Source organism: Chitinophaga sp. (assembly GCF_035761305.1).
Lineage (GTDB): Bacteria > Bacteroidota > Bacteroidia > Chitinophagales > Chitinophagaceae > Chitinophaga.
Genome location: NZ_DASTRI010000215.1, coordinates 1 through 17,105, shown reverse-complemented (window position 1 = coordinate 17,105; position 17,105 = coordinate 1). Strand labels below are relative to the sequence as shown.

Annotated in this window: 9 protein-coding genes and 1 pseudogene; 1 reads left to right on the top strand and 9 read right to left on the bottom strand. The window is 49.9% G+C overall.

Annotation, left to right across the window (positions count from 1 at the left end):
* The 9 genes and pseudogenes from VFS25_RS18020 to VFS25_RS17980 form a co-directional block, all read right to left on the bottom strand.
* Positions 1-228: pseudogene (locus VFS25_RS18020) on the bottom strand (hypothetical protein); the annotation flags it as partial.
* Positions 229-239: 11 nt separating this feature from the next.
* Positions 240-3,380 carry a TonB-dependent receptor gene (locus tag VFS25_RS18015; protein WP_326463561.1) on the bottom strand — a complete coding sequence of 1,047 codons (3,141 nt, stop codon included), beginning with the start codon at positions 3,378-3,380 and terminating at the stop codon, positions 240-242.
* Between the two features lie 35 nt (positions 3,381-3,415).
* On the bottom strand, positions 3,416-5,179 hold the full coding sequence (locus VFS25_RS18010) for a RagB/SusD family nutrient uptake outer membrane protein (RefSeq protein WP_326463560.1): 1,764 nt from the start codon (positions 5,177-5,179) through the stop codon (positions 3,416-3,418).
* 13 nt (positions 5,180-5,192) lie between these two features.
* Entirely contained in the window at positions 5,193-8,318 is a 3,126-nt protein-coding gene (locus VFS25_RS18005; protein WP_326463559.1) for a SusC/RagA family TonB-linked outer membrane protein, read from the bottom strand.
* Between the two features lie 42 nt (positions 8,319-8,360).
* On the bottom strand, positions 8,361-9,377 hold the full coding sequence (locus tag VFS25_RS18000) for a DUF4961 domain-containing protein (RefSeq protein WP_326463558.1): 1,017 nt from the start codon (positions 9,375-9,377) through the stop codon (positions 8,361-8,363).
* A 43-nt stretch (positions 9,378-9,420) separates the two neighbouring features.
* Positions 9,421-9,861, bottom strand: a complete 441-nt coding sequence (locus VFS25_RS17995) for a DUF5004 domain-containing protein (protein WP_326463557.1) — start codon at positions 9,859-9,861, stop codon at positions 9,421-9,423.
* A 19-nt stretch (positions 9,862-9,880) separates the two neighbouring features.
* A complete protein-coding gene (locus VFS25_RS17990; protein ID WP_326463556.1) occupies positions 9,881-11,659 on the bottom strand; it encodes a RagB/SusD family nutrient uptake outer membrane protein in 1,779 nt (592 codons plus the stop codon).
* A 212-nt stretch (positions 11,660-11,871) separates the two neighbouring features.
* A complete protein-coding gene (locus VFS25_RS17985; protein ID WP_326463555.1) occupies positions 11,872-12,702 on the bottom strand; it encodes an alpha/beta hydrolase family protein in 831 nt (276 codons plus the stop codon).
* A 7-nt stretch (positions 12,703-12,709) separates the two neighbouring features.
* Positions 12,710-14,098 (bottom strand): SGNH/GDSL hydrolase family protein, encoded by a 1,389-nt coding sequence (locus VFS25_RS17980; RefSeq protein ID WP_326463554.1) that lies wholly within the window; start codon positions 14,096-14,098, stop codon positions 12,710-12,712.
* A 267-nt stretch (positions 14,099-14,365) separates the two neighbouring features.
* Between VFS25_RS17980 and VFS25_RS17975 the strand changes: the two genes are divergently transcribed.
* Positions 14,366-16,945, top strand: coding sequence for a glycoside hydrolase family 2 protein (locus tag VFS25_RS17975; RefSeq protein ID WP_326463553.1), 2,580 nt, complete (start codon positions 14,366-14,368; stop codon positions 16,943-16,945).
* The last annotated feature ends 160 nt before the right edge of the window (positions 16,946-17,105 follow it).

Sequence of the window (17,105 nt, the reverse complement as noted above, 5' to 3'; positions counted from 1 at the left end):
CAGCCCCGCATTCATTAACAGCTCTGCCAGAGATGCGGGCAGTCCTGCTGTTTCTTTAACCGCTATTCCCGTGATAGTGCCGTCTGCCTCCTTCCTTTTAAACTCCGCCACAAACACAACATAGGCCCCGGCGAAAGCCAGGGCCATGAAAGTACCGAATGTTTGTAGATTAACTGTTATGCGTATATGGAATAAATAGCTGACGAGATCTCCTATTGTCGGGAACATACCTCATAATTTTAAAGACTCACCTGCACCCCCAATATCAGCACGCGCTGGTTAATATACGCATCGCCGGCTGTATTGGTGCTGATCTCAGGGTCCTGCTGATACTTGCGGTAATTATCCCAGGTAAACAGGTTGTACGCGCTCATATAAAGCCGTGCGTTGCTGAGCTTAAACGGCAGCAGCCTGCTTGGCACCTGGTAACCAATATCCACTGTTTTCAGGCGTATATAATGCGCATTCACCAGCCAGTAGTCTGAAGGATAATAGGTTGGGCTGTTCACAGATGATTTATTTGTGGTAAGCCGCGGGTATTGCGCGCTGGCCGCGTTCTCAGGCGTCCAGGCTTCGAGGTGTATAGGCTGGAACTGGCCTATAAACGGCTCTATGCCCGTACCCGTAATAATAAAGCTGTAATTGAAAGAGCCCTGGAACAACACACTTACGCTAAAGCCTTTGTAAGACGCCTGCAGGTTTAAACCCAGGTTGGTGTTCGGCAGGTTAGGATGCCCGATAGCGCGCTGGTCGAAAACATTAATAAACCCATCGCCGTTCAGGTCCTGGTATTTGAGATCGCCTGCGTGCAAAGGCAGCCCGTTATCCGGTATGGCTACTGTTTTATTACCGGCATTGCTGCCGCCGTTTCCATTCTGGTAAGCAGCTACATTGGCGAGGTCCTGCTCTGTATAATATCCTAAATAATGATACCCAAACGGCTGGTTCAACGGCTGGCCTGTACGCGCCAGCCAGGGATAGGCAGGCGCTGCTTCGCTCTCATACAACACTTTATTCTTTGCGTAGGAGAAAACAAAGTTGGTGCCCCATTGTATATTGCCAATGCTGCTGTGGTAGCCTATCTGCCCGTCAAAGCCCTGGTTCTGTGTGCGTCCCACGTTTATGGCAGGCAACCCTACACCAATAATGTCAGGCACATTATTAGGCACAATCAGCTGATCGTAGCGGATGTTGCGGAACACCTCAATGGTGGCCGACAGCCGGTTATCTTTCAGCATGTTCAGGTCAATACCGATGTTTGTTTCCTTTTGCTTTTCCCATACCACGTTGCTGTTTGCCAGGTTGCCCTCATAAAACATATTGTAGTAAGATGGGGACTCTCCAAACGGATAGGTATTTTGATTTTGAATATAGTTCTGTGCATAAATATACCTGTTATTCGGCGCTGCGTCTGAACCTACAATGCCATAGGAAGCGCGGATCTTAAACAACCCGACCGTAGGGAACGCTTCTTTGAAGAACTTTTCACCGGACAAATTATACCCTACGCCTATGGCAGGGAAAAGCCCAAAGCGATGGTTGGATGCAAAACGGTCGGTACCGTTATAGGCCGCCTTCAAATCTAACAGGTATTTGTGGTCATACTCGTAGTTACCTGATACGGATATGCCCTGGAATTTTGCGGGTACACCTACGGATGTAGGGTCCAGGAAATCATACGCATCAAAGGTTTGCGACTGCTGGTTCAGCAGCACCAGGCCGCTCACATGATGTTTCGAATTGAAGGTGCGGTCATAATTGGAAAAAAGCTGCACATTCACATTGGTGGTATAAATATTTGTATTACCGGTATAGTAAATATTCGGGAATACATAAGTACCACCGGGATTCAGCTGGTATGTTTTTGTAGCGGGATCATAGTGGTAAGATGGAATAGGCCCATAGTTACCTGTTCCACGGGTGTACTGCTCCTGGCTGGAGTAAGCTACCCGCGCGCTCACTGACAACCCTTCGGTAATGGCGTTCAGCTCCTGTGTTGCATTAAACATCACGTTGTAATCCGACCGTTTTGAATTCTGGTACCCGCCGGTAGCCAGCCTTGCATTCAGCGTAGGAAGATGGCCGCTGTTAAAACGCGAGTAGGCATAAGCGTAAGACCCATCGGGGTTCAGGAACGGCGCTGTAAAAGGCGTTAGCCGGCTGAAGTCGAACACTTCAGACAAAGCGCTGGCCGCCGATACATTCGGAGAGTTGGTGGTAGAAAAGCGGGTGGTCACATCCAGCCGCATGGTTAATGTTTTATTGGCCCGCAGATCAAGATTAGAGCGGAAGTTGTACCGTTTAAAATTGTAGTTGGTATTAACGTTGCCCCTGGGATCGGGAAAATTGCGCACCAGCCCGTTCTGGTTCAGCGCACCGCCTGAAATAAAGTATTTCACCGTGCTGTTACCACCGGAAATATCCAGGTTGGTATTCTGCTGGTAGCTGTACTGTTTGAAAATTGCATCGTACCAGTTTACATCCGGGTGGCCGTAAGGGTCCTTGCCGCTTTTAAACAGGTCAAGGTCTTCCTGCGTAAACTCCGGCGTAAGGCCGTCGTTCGTTTGCGCCTGGTTGATGAGGGAAGCCGCCTGGTAGGCATTCAGGAATTTAGGGATTTTTGTAGGCGTTTGCGCACCGCCTTCCACCCGCAGGTTGATCTGCGGCTTGCCGGCTTTACCGCGGCGGGTAGTTACCACCAGCACGCCGTTCGCTCCTTTAATACCATATATAGCGGTGGAGGAAGCATCTTTCAGCACAGAGATGGATGCAATCTCATTCACATTGATCTGCTGCAGCTGGTCATAGGTGTACTCTACATCGTCTACAATAATCAGCGGCTTATTACCTGCAGGGTTCAGCGAGCTTATACCGCGGATATAAAAATCAGAAGCGTCTTTACCCGGCTGTCCTGATCCCTGCTGGGAAAAGAAACCCGGCAATCTCCCTGTCAATGCATTCTGCACATTAGCTGTTGGCACATTCCTGATCTCAGCGGCGTTAATGGTGCTTACAGAACCGGTATTTGTAATACGGGTGGTTTTACCATAGCCTACTACCACTACTTCGCCCAGCGCCTGGTTATCTGCCGCCATCATTACATCAATAGCCTCATGCTGGCCGGCAACGTTCAGCTCCCGGGTAGCATAACCCACAAAACGGAATATCAACACATGGGAAGTACCTTTTAACGTGAGCCTGAATTTACCGCTGGCATCAGTAATAGCTCCATTGCCCGGCACACCCTTTTCGCCCACAGACACCCCCGGCAGCGGGCCCTGGATGTCGCGCACAGCGCCGGTGATCACCCGGTTCTGCGCCAGCAGGTAACCGGGAATGATGTTTATAATTATACAAATGAGCAGTATTATTTTCCGCATATCTGTTTGTTTATAATTTTAAGCGTTCAATGGACTTACTGTCCCGGATTCTGTTTCATGTTCGGGTTCTTGGCCACCTCATTGTAAGGGATAGGATACAGATATTGATTTTCCTTAAACACCGTTTTCAGCACTGTAATGGGATTGTAGGTAAAGGCATTACCGCTTTTCACGATAGACACGCCCGTACGCGGCTGGTTCATCACGGTTTCCGCTATCTTCCACCTGCGTATATCAAAGTACCGGTGCTCTTCAAACGCAAACTCGATCCGCCATTCATTCTGTATAACAGCTCTCATCTGGGCCTTGGTCATATTCGGCGCCAACCCGTAGTTGCCGCCCGCCCCGGGATCAATTCCTGCACGCGCCCTGATCGCATACAGCTGCTCGTACACGTCTGCCTGCGGGGCCGGCTCCACTTCGTTACGCGCTTCTGCATACGCCAGCAGTATCTCTGCATACCGCATTATAATCCAGTCGGAAGAATGATTGCTATAGGTGCTGGCGCTTTCAAAATTGCCCATGAACTTGCGCATGTAGTAACCGGTTACGGTTTGCTGTAAAGAGCTGTTAGGCTTGCCCGGCGCGCCTTCATAGGTTTGCACGGTGCTGTTCAGCCATTTGGCGCCGTTATAGAAAACGGTGGCTGTAAAGCGCGGATCGCGTTTCGCATCAGACAGCACACTATACGGATCGGATGCCAGGTAGCCGGAAGCCGGGTCTGTGATAGGCAGGCCGTTCTGCATGGGAAAAGCATTTACCAGCTCCTGGGTAGGACTGGTGTTGCCGTTGCCCCCTGCCTGGAACCCTACAGGGCCGTTGGTTGTTTCAATGTTACTTGTATTGCTCCACGGCCGGATAAATATGCGCTCGCTGTTATTCTGTGTCAGGAAAACATCGGTAAAAGATGGATCCAGGGAATAAGTGTGCAGGTCCATCACATCTTTGGCAGCCTGCGCGGCTAACGCCCAGCGGTTTGCATCAAAATCCGTATAACCGGTAAGGTTATTTCCATTGTCAATATTGCCGCCGTTAAACAGGGGGCTGGCAGCCAGCAGCAGCGCTTTGGCTTTGAGGGCCATGGCGGCGCCTTTTGTAGCGCGGTAGTTATCGGCATCTGCTACCGGCGCGGTAATCAGGCTGTCTTTAACCGCATCGCATTCGCTTACGATATAAGAGATACAGTCGGCAAAGCTGCTGCGCGGAAGGGCAACGTTATCTCCAATGTCATATACCTTATCGCCCAGCAGCGGTACGCCGCCATAGCGCCTTACCAGCTCAAAGTAGAAATAGGCGCGCAGGAACCGGGCTTCGCTCCGCCATACCTGGGCGGTGGTAGTGCCATTGGCAAGCCCTCCCTTTACCGGCACTACGCCTATGTTATTGATAAAAATGTTGGCGTTGCGGATGCCAGACCACAAAGACTGCGGCACCCCGCTGCTGCTGGGATCCTGGGAGAGATTGGTGCCTTCCCATAAATTTTCCGATCCCGGAAAATTCAGCGAGGTCACCGCATCGGTAGCAATCAGCGTAACCGGCACACCGTTGCCGGTGTTTGAAGATACCGCATCGTCGGATGCAGCATCCAGGTAATCCCCGTCTACCCGGTTATGACCATTTTTCACAATGGAGTAAACACCATATAAGAATGACTGTGCATTTACCCCGGCAGAATCCAGCGGATCAAATACGTAATTGCCTGTCACCTTATCTACCGGGAACTGCTCATATTTTTTACACCCGCCTAAAACGGCAGCTGCCAGCAGAAAAACGGCTATTGTGTGGATATAATTTTTCATGACTTGATCTCTTTTATAGCTTAATATTTACCCCGGCAGTCACCACCCGTTGTATCGGGTAGTTAGACGGCATTACTTCCGGGTCCATTCCCTTAAACCCTGCAATGGTGAACAGGTTCTCTCCATCCAGGAATATCTTCAGGCCGGAGATGCGCATTCTTCTCAGCAGGCTGTAAGGAAGTGAATATCCCAGCTCGGCATTGCGCAACCTTACATAATTGCCGCTTTTCAGGTAGTAGGTAGAGAACAGGTAGTTATTATTAGCAGCAGATACCGCCAGGCGGGGCAACGTAGCCTGCCCTGCTGTTTCCGGCGTCCAGCGGCCGGTAGCGCTGGCATAAGCCTGTGCGTTAGTGGTAGAATAATCCAGCCCGAAATGATCGATCACATTGTTCTGTACATTGATTTGCCGGTTGGCCACGCCCTGCACGATAATGCTGAAGTTGAATCCCTTATAGTTAGCACCCAGGGTTACACCGTAAAAAGCAAGCGGCTTGCGGCCCCCGATGGTTGTTTGGTCAAAGTAGTCGATAACGCCATCGTCATTGAGGTCTTTATATTTAATGTCGCCCGGCTGGGGAGTGTACCCTGCTATGTGTGCGCTGCCCGCAGCATCTTCGGCATTCTGATACAAACCTAACGCCGTATAGCCGTAGAAGGTGCCTGATACCGGCAATCCTGTTCTGCGGTTCCAGGGATATGGCGTAGCCAGTTCATCGTTGTAGAGTATTTTTGAATAGGCCAGGTTGCCGTTTGCTGTTACAAAATAGTTGAAGTTACCTCCGTGGTTGTTGTAAGTCAGCGACAGCTCTATCCCATGGTAAAGGTTCTTACCAATGTTTTCAAGCGGGTAAGCCGTACCTAACAGCGCAATGGAGTTGCCGCGGTAGCCCAGCAGATCTGAATAAACATCATGGTAATAATCAGCGGTCAGCTGCAAACGGTCATGCAGGAAAGAGATGTCGGTGCCAATATCCAGCTTATCCCCTTTTTCCCAGGTAATATACGGGTTTGCCAGGGAGCCTTCATATTGGTAATACACGGTAGTATAGCTGGTGCCTACCGGGTAGTTCTTACCATTGTTGTTTGAATTGTAAGTTTGGGAATAGGCGTAATACAACGCTGCATTCAGGTCAATATTGGCATTGCCTGTTTTTGCGTAGGTAGCCCTCCATTTCCAGCTGCTGATCCAGGGAAGATGGTCCTTTATAAATGACTCACGCCCCATTTCCCAGCCCAGTCCTGCGCCATAGAACAAACCCCACTGGTTGCCGGGAGGATAACGGTTGTTGCCGCTGCCAATGAGCGTGGCATTTACAAAGTATTTCTGGTCATAATCATATCCTGCCCTTACGCCCACGTTTGAAGTATTGGAAGCCAGGTCATAGTTGGCTACGATAGACTTACGGTCATATAATGCCTGGGCGGTTACATTACTTTTATTGAAGCGCCGCTCATAGTTCAGGCTAAGCTGGCCGAATGACTGGCGGGAAGTAAATACCGTATGGAAAATATTGTTTTGGGCAGTGGTAGTGCCGTACACCACATAGGAATTATCAATAAACCCATAGGTAGGGTTTTGCAGGCTCCTGTCGAGCGCTGTAATGGACTGGTAAGATAAATTCCCCTTCAGCTTTGCGCTCAGCCCCGGCGTTACGCTGCTAAGATCATAGTTCAGGTCTACGTTCGCCAGGATGTCGTTGGTGTTATTTTGCGTATAGCCTGAGTACTGTGCCCTTGACAGCAGGTTGTTACTGTAAGGCCCTTTATTACCGCCGATATTATTACCGCCGAAAGTACCGTTAGGGTTATAGATAGGATAGGCATTATTGGGTGTGGAATAAATTGCAGACAGCAGGCCCTTGTAATCATTGCCGGGCTCACGGGTGTTTTGCACACGGCCAAACAGCTGCAGGTCTACGTTCAGGTTCTTGGTAACCTGCACGCCTATATCGGAATTGATGATGTAACGTTTTAAGCTGTTGTTGGTGTTATACGTAACATCGGGACTGGTTTTAAAAATACCTTCCTGGTCAAAATAGCTGAGTGATACGGAATAACGGGCCACGTTCGTACCCCCGTTTACGTTTAGCCTGTAGTTGGAGATGGGAGAATAATCGCGCAGCAGGGTATTAAACCAGTTCACATCCGGATGGCCATAGGGATCGGTATGCTGCCGGTAAGCATTAAAATCATCTGCTGAATACAGGGCCGGTTTCCCGTCGCTCATCAGCGTTTCATTCATCAGGTAGGCATACTGGTAAGCCGGCAACGGTTTTGGTAAGCCCAGCGACTGCTGTACGCCTGATATTGCCGTAAAGCTGATACGCGGGCGCCCCAGCTCACCGCGCCGGGTAGTAACCAGCAGCACGGGGTGCGAGCTGTTATTGCCCAGCAACAAAGTAGACAGCCCGTCTTTGAGCACGGATATAGATTCAATGGACTCCGGGTCAATAGAAGATATTTCCCGCTGTACACCATCGATCACGGTTATGGGCGTTTGCCCGCGCACGCTCAGCCCTATCTCCGCGTTATCCGTAGACCGGTTGTTATTGGAGCCCGGGTTTACCAGCGTTTGGCCGATAACCGCCGGGGATGACAGCGCACTAACATTGAAAGAGGTGAACCCGCTGTTCTGCTGGGTGTATACACCGGCCAGCTGACCTGGGAAAGCATATACGTACAGGGAAGCCGGTGTAGTGGTGAGCTGGTTGGTATAGATGGTGGCAACAGATCCCAGCACCCGCGAACGGTCTACCTGCTCATATAACATAGACACCTGCCGTGGCGATTTCAGGAAAGCATCTGACAGCTGCACATCCATTGCCTTGCCCGGTTGTACCTGCAGCTCGCGGGTGTAATAATCTTTATATGAAAACACCAGCGTGGTTCCTGCCGGCGCATCTATTTCAAAATGCCCGTTCTTATCTGTAAAAACTGCTGCTTTATTTTTAATGCTGACCTTTACATTGGCCAACGGTTCATTGAACTCATTTACAACAGTGCCGTTCGCCCATCCCGGATGAGCAATATCCTTTACGGTGGTATCCTGCGAAGACTGAAAGGCCAGCGTAGTATGCGGAAGCGCCAGCAGACAGGCTACACCAATCAGGCATATATTATAGTACCAATAGCGCATAGACTCAGGTTTTTAACGATGATTTTGGTAGTGGCAATACTATCAGCCACATTTGAACTTATAGGTGAAAGGGGCAGCCGTATTACCATACCCTACCTGTTTAGTACCGGTTTTATCCGTGATATAGTAGGTCATGCTAACAACCGTTTGGTTGTCGCTGACGCCAAAAAACGACCGCGGCCACATTGTGATCTCATACCTGCCTGCACTGGTAGGCTTCATCTTTGTTTTGTCGGTTTGCTCGCAAACCGTGATCGTTTTACCATCACTGGTAGTACCGGTAGCGCACAGGTACACTTCACTGCTACCTGTCAGCGCGGTGCTTATTACGTTGGAGTCGAATGTAATGGTCACAAGATCATTATCCAGCGACTTCGGAGGCGAAATAATGGTAAGCTGGGGATTACAGAAGTCTACCAGGTCGCCGCTTCCACCGTTTACGGTAAAACAGTCGCCGATATATTCATTGTAATACTCCGCAGTAGCGCCATATCCCGCATCGGTGAAGTTATCGGAGGTAAAGCCGTTGGTGGTATTGGCTACTACATAGGCCAGCTTTACGATGGTAGGGTTGTCATCCGCAGCTACTTTCAGCTTAAGGAAAATAGACCCGGTGATCTTGTCATTATTAGCATAATTAAACGGCACATCACTCTGCATCACTACCCATTCCATATCGTCTATCAGGTTGCCGGCAATACCAAATGTTGCCCGCATATAATCCGGCCAGTTCTTCCCGTCGCCGTGCGGGGCCAGCGTGGTGAGCGGCGTCATTACAAAGCTGCCGTCGCCTTTGCTGCTTTTATAGGTAGCTGTTAGGTTCTGTGTGCCTTTCCAGCCCTTGGGCATGAGCACACCTAAGATCAGCTTGTCGGAACCATCGGAATTGCAGGACACGTCAATGTCCAGCTGAATAGGTACCACATCCCCTACGTTTGCAGATGCGGGAATGGTGACTTTGGTGATCTTTATATGACAGAAGCTGAAAACAATGGCCACTATGAGCAGCGCGGCGGGCATCCAGATCTTCCGTCCTTTGATACGTAAGCGTGGTAGCATATATTAATCAGGTAAGTTTTCAAAAATCAGTTCCTCATGGAATTTACTGCTCCTTTGTCAGCGTATAGATATAGGCATTCAGCTCGCAGCCGGGGCTGAACGTGAGGCTTAGCTGCCGCACGCCTGCAACAGTTGGATAGTTGAACGGTGTGGCTACCGTGGTGCCGCCTTCAGGCGTAAACGTGAGCTTAAACGGGTATTGCGGATCGTCCAGCGCATATTTCCCGTTTGCGTTTACTATGAAAGGGAGCTTGTTTTCCATCGTATAATTACCCGTGGAATCAAATTTTATCCTGAACTGTGTAAAATCAAAAACATTGGTAACATCCGTGCCGTTACGGGTAGCTTTGATAATTTTCCAGCTGCCGGATAAATTCTTGGGCATTTCAGCCAACGGTGCAATCTCCTCTACTTTACAGGAAGAGAGCAGCCAGCCGGAAAGGAAGAAAACACAGGCAGCGGTAAAGAGCTTATAGCGGTTCATATCATATGAGTATTAAAGATTAATAACCCGGGTTTTGCACCAGCTCCGGCGATTTGCCGGTTTCTGAAAGCGGGAATGGCCACAGGTACATTGCCGGACGGAAATTATGTTTGGTGATGTTGAACGGTTGATAGGTAACGGCGTTGCCATTCCGCCTTACTTCCATGCCTGCCGACTGCAGGCTTTCTGTTTGCGGCGCTATCTTCCACCTTCTCACATCCCAGAAACGGTGTCCTTCATATGCCAGCTCTATTCTCCGTTCATTTTGAATCCAGGCGCGCATCTCTTCTTTGGAAAGGCCCGTGGGCAGCTGGTAAGGGTCAAGTCCTGCGCGCTGCCTTACTGCTTCCACAGCGGCATATACATTTGCGGTAGGCCCGTCATATTCATTGGCTGCTTCTGCGTAGTTCAGCAGTATTTCTGCATACCGTATCAGCGGCATTACCCTGTTGGACCCGAAGCTGAGCGTACCTGCAATAGCGGCAGGATCCAGCATCTTGTTATTGTAATAACCGGTAAGCGTACCCTGGTGCACCGCATCCTGGCCGGTGGTGATGCCGTTGTAATTGCCCACGAAAATGTTCACCGGGGCCGACCCGTTCACCTGGCCGTTGCTGGTGCGCACCAGCAGCACCGTTTGATCATGGATGATGCTGTACTCCAGTCTTGGGTCACGGTCTTTATAGGGATTGGCAGGATCGTAGCCGGAAGTTGGATCGGTGATGGGCTTTCCGTTCCTCATAGGAAACGCGTCCACCAGCCCCTGGTAAGGGAAAGAGCCGGTGCCATTGCTGCCCCTGGAAGGCGGCAGGCACATGTTTTCAAGATCACTGTTGCCCGTGGGGCGCATCAGCTCAAAAATGTATTCAGTATTCACACGTAAGGGAAACAATCCCTGGAACCCGTAACCTGGTGATGAGGTCTGGTAATTATTCACTGTGTTCAGGGAATAAACGCCCATGGCAATCACTGCCTGCGCAGCATCTTTTGCCAGCTTCCACCGGTTCATGTCAAACGTGGGATAGCCTACCAGTGAAGGGTCTACGGCTACTCCCCCGCCCGGGCCCGCATCCTGCGGCAGCGTGGTGCCATTGAACAGCGGACTGGCAGCGTATAGCAATACACGTGATTTCAGCGCCAGGCAGGCTCCTTTGGAAGCACGCCCGTAGTTAAGTCCTGTTTGTGTGGCAGGCAGTGTCATGGCGGCAGTATCGCATTCCGACAGGATATAATCCACGCATTCTGCATAAGTACTTCTCTTTGCCTGGATGGGCTTATCATATGTCAGCAGCGTATCGCCTACCAGCGGCACGCCGCCGTAATGTTCCAGCAGGATGGCATAATACCAGGCGCGCAGGAACCTTGCCTCAGCCACCATCTGGCTTTTGTAGGATGGCTGTAATGGCGCCATGGGAAGGTTCTTGATTAATACATTCACCGCGCGGATGTTGCTGTAGCAGGTTTTATACGGCTCTTCGCCGATAATGCCTGCGTTTACCGTACCGGTGGCAAACTGCGTGGCGGGCGTTGAAAAAGCGTGCGAAGGTTCTGCCTCATCGCAGGCCGCTTCCAGGCCGCCGCAAACTATTCCGTTATAGGAAAAGCGGCTCAGACTTGTACTTAATCCTACGTTGGAATAAATATTGGCCAGGAACCCAACGGTCCTGGAGCTGTCAGTAAAAATAGTCTGTTCGGTCAGGTTGGTGGTAGTGGTGGCAGTAAGGAACCCCTCCTTCCTGCAGGATGCATACACCAATGCCGATCCCATTATTACTAAAACGGGAATTCGTTTTATCATAAATTGGCGTGGTTTACTTGTATCAGTGAATAGGTTGCCCCAAAAAATCTGCTAACGTGGTATAGTATAGTTCTTTCATGTTCATGTGGCGCGCTGTTTTATCAGTTCACCGTTCTTAGCTGATTCAAATATTACCTATATTCTTCTCCCCTGAATTACTGCTGATTTGGTTGACGAACACTAAAATACAACTGTTAAATCGGTTTAGCAAATTAAAACCGGTTATTTTTTTCAAAGTAATGATGAAAAAACAATGCCTGGTAGCAGATGGAATTACACCAGTAGTCCCACGTATGCGCGCCTGGCCTTACCGTGTAATCATGCGGGATATTGCGGTTCAGCAGCGCTTCATGCAGCTTGTTATTATACCTGATAAAGAAATCATCCGCACCGCAATCGATAATAATACTCAGCAGGTTAGGCGTAACCAGGTGCAGCATGTTTACCACGCTGTTCTTTTCCCAGCGTTCCGGATTTTCACTGTATTTCCCCAGCACCTGGTCCAGGCCAAAGCTCCCGGGGAAAGGGCGCAGGTCCACGCCCCCGCTCATGCTGCCCACCGCGCCAAAAGTACCGGTGTGCCTGAAAGCCAGGTACAGTGCGCCATGCCCGCCCATGCTCAGCCCTGTAATGGCCCTGCCGGTACGGCCTGCGATGGTGGAATAATGCTGGTCAATCCATTTCACCAGCTCCCCTGCTACATATGTTTCATACTTTGAGCCGGCTTTTACCGGGCTGTCAAAATACCAGCTGGCAAAATCTCCATCCGGGCATACAATGATCATGTGATATGCATCGGTCAGCGATGCGAGCGCCGAATCTTTTTTCACCCAATCGCTGTAGTTACCGCTAAACCCATGCAGCAGGTAAAGCACCGGGTACTTGTGGCGGCTGCTGTAATCGCCGGGGGTAATTACAACAGCCTTAATATCTTTATGCATTGCAGCGCTGAAAGTAGTAACAGTATCTACCTTTGCCGCCAGCAATGCTGAGGTGTACAGTATGCATAGCAGCAACAAGCTGGTTCTGAAGATGTATTTCATAAGTCGGTTATCTGGCTGCTGCAATGGTAATGGTGTGCAGCTTCGGTTGATTGATCTGGTAAATTTTATCTGTAAGCACGTTCATCTCTCCCTGCCATGCTTCACGCACGGCTTTGTAACGGGCCCGGGAAAAGTTATCCCGGTTACCGGCCACCGCCCAATCTTTGGGCGCATATACATTCACGGAGTCCATAGCAGCATTGTCATCTTTGAAAAGCATGCCCCTGGGTTTCAGGAAATCAAATTCTATCCAGGCGTACATTCTCAGCCGCCTTTCAATATCCCAGCGTTCTTCATTCAGCTCCCTGACCTGGATAGCCTGCTGGTATTCCGGTGTGCGGGTATTCTCAGCCAGGTTAATGCCTGCGGCCAGCTGCCCGGCATCATAGGTGCCTACTTTTTCGCCGTCCATCAGCAAGTTATAGCTGCCGGCTTTCAGCCCGCTAACCTGCAATATCTCCTGGTTAAATTCCTTCATGAAAGGCACTATTTCCATAGCATCGGACTGTTTTTTATGATTGCCCCAGCCGCGTGGAACCGTATCAAGCGGGTAAGGCAGCGACTGCGCCAGGTAGCTGAAGCTGATGCCGGAGGCGCTTCCGGTTACCCCGGTAATCTTGCAGTTGGCTGCTTCCTGCACCTTTTTTGAGGCGGCATCCACCCGCATGCTGGCAACAGGCTGTCCGGCAAGGCCCTGGGCTTTCAGGAACAGGTACGCCATTACCATATGACCATCGTTATCAGGGTGAATACGGTCGTTAGGCGTAAGACTGAAAGTAGAATCCTTTTGCTGTTCGCGCTGGTTAATCGCCATCATGGGACGGTAGAAATCAACAAACGCCCAGCCGTTCCTTTTTGCCGCCTGCTCCTGGAAGGTTACCACTTCAGTAAGGGCATCGGTTTTATGAGGGAAAATATTTTTATTATTGAATTTGGCTGCGTCATCATAAGGCGATGTGCCAATGAATACCTTCTTAATATCTGAGCGCTTTTTCAGTATGGCTTCCACCTTTGCGTAAGAGTCATAAGAACGCTGCAGCTTTTTCTGCATGGTGTCTTTTCCATCGGCGCGGTACCATTCAAAGTAGCCGGTATCGTTCATTCCCCAGGTAAGGGTGAGCACTGTAGGCTTTTTTGAAAGCACATCGGCGTCAAACCGCTCATAGATCTGGGTAATCACATCCCCGCCTATTCCTGCATTAAAGCAGGTGATACGCCTGCCGGGGAAATGCGTCATGTAGTACAGCCAGATGTAAGAATGATAATGGCCCCCGTCGGTGATACTGTTGCCCACAAAAACAACACGATCTCCCTGCTGAAAAGGCGCCGGGCGTTGCTGCGCTTCCGCCTGTAAGGCAATGGCAGACATGAACAATAGCAATAGTTTTCTTCGCATGTGTGTTAATTATTGAATCCCCAAACGCCCAAAACACCCGTCAATATTAGAGAAGAGATGCTTTTCATAGACGTGAAATATGCTAAACTGATTTAGCAAATAAAATACAAAAGAATTATCCCCACAACATCCTTAACATATTAATTTAATAATAATATATATGGATATATAAAATATCAGATTAGCAATTGATAAAAATTATCTTTTTTTATTTCCTAAACCGGTTTAGCAAATTATTTCTATTATTGCGGAAACATTTCTCTACTTATGAAGTCAACGGCGTTGCTGCTTTTATTCCTCCTTACCGGCACTTTATTACATGCTCAAAACCTTCACTGGAAAGTATATCCGCAGGCAGCAGTGCAGGCGCCTGCAGCGGACATTGCCACTCCCGGCTTCCCCGACCGTAACTGGGTACCGGCAGTTGTACCCGGCACTGTATTTTATGCCTATGTGAAAGCAGGAATAGAAAAAGACCCGGATTATGCGGATAACATTTACCAGGTAGATAAGGCAAAATATAACCGGCCCTTCTGGTACAGGACAGAATTTCCGGCAATAAAGGTAAAGCAGCAGCAGCGCGTATGGTTAAAATTTAATGGTATTAATAAGTACGCCCGCATCTATTTCAACGGAAAATACCTTGGCTACCTGCACGGACATATGCAGCGCGGCATATATGATATTACCCCCCTGCTTCATTCAAAAGGGCAAAACGCCATTGCAGTGCTGGTATCTCCTCCCAGGTATGATCCCGACCACAATCACGGCCTGGCCAACTGGGAAAGCCCCACCTACATTTGCAGCGGCAGCTGGGACTGGATGCCGGCAGTACCCGGTTTGAACAGCGGTATTACCGATACGGTTGCCATTTCCGTTACAGGCCCTGTAAGTATCTCAGATCCATGGGTACACACTGATATGCCTGATACCGGCAAAGCAGTGATCACCGTGTCAGCACAGCTTACAAACGCAGGTCCTGTTGCTATTACCGGCACACTGAAAGCCGTGATCACCCCGGGCAATATTACCATCAATAGTAAAGCCATCACCCTGGCGCCTGGAAGCAGCCGGGAATACAGCCTCCCTGCCCAAACAATCCAACATCCCCGCCTTTGGTGGCCCAATGGCTATGGTGATCCGTTCCTTTATTCCTGCAAGCTGTCATTTGAAGCAGGCGGTTCCGCCATCGACGCGATCACACAAACTTTTGGCGTTCGCAAAATATCAAGCGACACTACTTCGCTGAACGGGCCGTTACGTTTATACGTTAACGATGTACCGGTACTTTTAAAGGGCGGCAACTGGGGCATGTCGGACTACATGCTTAAAGTAAGAGGCAGCGACTATGCTACCCGCATCCGCCTGCACCAGGCCATGCATTTTAACATCATTCGCAACTGGACAGGGGAAGTAACGGACGAAGCTTTTTATAAATACTGCGATCAATACGGCATTATGGTGTGGGACGATTTTTGGCTGAACAACATGGGCGGCATTGACAGCCTGGATATGTTCAGGGACAATGTGGTGGAGAAGCTTAAAAAATTCAGGAATCATCCTGCTATTGTAATATGGTGCGGCGCCAATGAAGGGGTACCCGGCGGCGACGCGCATGGGTCCATCAGCAATGCTATCACTACTGCTATTCAAAAGTATGACGGAGATAACAGGTTATACCTGCCCCGTTCAAATGCCGGTGTGGCCAACCCGAACTTCTCCATTCATGGCGACAGTAAAAACCTTTCCGGCAGCGGTATCTGGGCTAACGTTGACCCAAATACCTATTTCACCGATCCGCATAACGGCTACCTGTTTTCCCGCAACAGCTGGGGCTTGCGCAGTGAGCTGGGCATGGCCACGTTTGTAAACCCGGAGAGCTTTAAAAAATTCATGCCGCGGGAATTTTGGGCGCCGCCTACGCCGGAAGCTGTTAACAGCAAGGATAACATGTGGGCCAGGCATTTCTTTAGCACAGACGGCGCCCTGGGAGGCGGCGCCGACCCGGTAAAATATATCAACGATATTAATAAAAGCTACGGCAAAGCCACCAGCCTGGAAGACTTTTGTAAAAAGGCGCAGCTGCTGAACCTCGAAACCATGAAAGCCATGTTTGAGGGCTGGAATGACCATATGTGGAACGATGCTTCCGGCATGCTGATCTGGATGAGCCAGTCGGCCTACCCTTCTATGATCTGGCAAACTTACGACTACTATTACGATCTCACGGGCGCTTATTTCGGCGCCAGGTCGGCCTGCGAGCCGGTGCATATCCAGTGGAACCCTGTAACGCGCGTGGTGAAGGTGATCAATAACCGGCAGCAGGCGCTGAAAAACCTGGCCGCTGAGGCGAGTGTTTATAATACAAACGGCAAGCCCGTTACCAGGTATGGTAAGAAAGCCACGTTAGATGTAAGCGGTGCTTCCTTAAAAGAAGCCTTTACCGTGCTGGATGATACCACCGGCCTGTCAGCTGTATATTTCCTGCGGTTGAAATTATATGATAGCAAAAATGTGCTGTTATCGGAAAACACTTACCTGCTGGGGAAAACGCACCTGGATTATACAGCGTTGAATACATTGCCGCCCGCAGCTGTTGCAGTGAGCAAACCGGTACTGTCAGGCGGGCATCTCGTGTTCACAGTCAGCAACACATCGGCGCAATCGCCGGCTGTAGGCGTGCGCGTGCAGCTGCTGGACGATAATAACAAACAGATATTACCGGCTTTGATCAGCGATTCCTATTTCAACCTCATGGCCGGGGAAAAGAAGCAGGTGGAGGTAGCGGCAGACGGCGCATTGTTGAAGAATGGGTACCGGCTGGAAGCGAAGGCGTATAATGATTGAGTGAAGGGATGGCTGCCTGGGCGCCGTTAAAGCGTTGCGAGCACATCCCCCCAGGTGATAAGGCGGATGCCTTTTCTCTCCAGCAGCGTTTTGAATGCCTCACTTGTCACATAATTGAAATCATTTTGCCGCCAGGCAGCGCCGAAGTCGGGATGGTCAA

Coding starts and splice junctions, on each gene's coding strand:
- VFS25_RS17990 (WP_326463556.1), bottom strand. CDS start 11,659: ATGATAAAACGAATTCCCGTTTTAGTAATAATGGGATCGGCATTGGTG.
- VFS25_RS18015 (WP_326463561.1), bottom strand. CDS start 3,380: ATGCGGAAAATAATACTGCTCATTTGTATAATTATAAACATCATTCCC.
- VFS25_RS18000 (WP_326463558.1), bottom strand. CDS start 9,377: ATGCTACCACGCTTACGTATCAAAGGACGGAAGATCTGGATGCCCGCC.
- VFS25_RS17975 (WP_326463553.1), top strand. CDS start 14,366: ATGAAGTCAACGGCGTTGCTGCTTTTATTCCTCCTTACCGGCACTTTA.
- VFS25_RS17980 (WP_326463554.1), bottom strand. CDS start 14,098: ATGCGAAGAAAACTATTGCTATTGTTCATGTCTGCCATTGCCTTACAG.
- VFS25_RS17985 (WP_326463555.1), bottom strand. CDS start 12,702: ATGAAATACATCTTCAGAACCAGCTTGTTGCTGCTATGCATACTGTAC.
- VFS25_RS17995 (WP_326463557.1), bottom strand. CDS start 9,861: ATGAACCGCTATAAGCTCTTTACCGCTGCCTGTGTTTTCTTCCTTTCC.
- VFS25_RS18005 (WP_326463559.1), bottom strand. CDS start 8,318: ATGCGCTATTGGTACTATAATATATGCCTGATTGGTGTAGCCTGTCTG.
- VFS25_RS18010 (WP_326463560.1), bottom strand. CDS start 5,179: ATGAAAAATTATATCCACACAATAGCCGTTTTTCTGCTGGCAGCTGCC.